General features: G+C 39.8%; 1 pseudogene. It reads right to left on the bottom strand.

Going from position 1 to position 555, the window contains the following annotated elements:
- Positions 1 to 21: 21 nt before the first annotated feature.
- A pseudogene (locus BFL01S_RS19760) lies at positions 22 to 186 on the bottom strand (PTS ascorbate transporter subunit IIC); the annotation flags it as partial.
- Positions 187 to 555 lie beyond the last annotated feature (369 nt).

The following is a 555-nucleotide window of genomic DNA, read 5'->3' as shown; positions in this document are numbered from 1 at the left end:
TGTCTCAGTCTCTTTTTTTAGTTAAGATAATCCCAATAGTTTCATAATCATTAAAATCAGGATTCCAACGACACCAAAGTCAGAGTCACCAAAGGTTGTTCCTTCAAATCCAACGTCTCCCATAAATACTAATAGAAGAGCTGGAATGAAGCTGATGATTAAACCGTTACAGAACGCTCCTGCCATCGTTAAGCTTTTTACCTGCTGCAAGTTCTGCAACAGCGCTGCGCTTCGTTCATCTAAAACCATGTTGTGTTCCTCCTTATCTCTACAATACGCTATAACCACAGCAAAGAAAACGTTTTCTAAAACCCTTTCTTGTTCTCTCCACTGCACACAAATATACTCTGCCGTTATTGTAACAAACTTTTTGTGTGGGCTTTGCTTCTTTTAATAAGATGTAGTCAAACCTCTAGTTAAAAAGGCAAGTATGGAATATTGTGCACCCTCTTTCCTCTTTCAAAAACAAAGAGCGAAAAGGTGTGAGACCCATACGAGGTTAGCTTAACGCGAGTCCCATGGAAAGCAAACAAGCCGGAGTGAAAATCATGACTC

The organism is Priestia flexa NBRC 15715, assembly GCF_001591565.1.
Classification (GTDB): domain Bacteria; phylum Bacillota; class Bacilli; order Bacillales; family Bacillaceae_H; genus Priestia; species Priestia flexa.
Note: the sequence above shows the minus strand (reverse complement) of the source record. Positions and strands in the feature narration are given on the sequence as shown.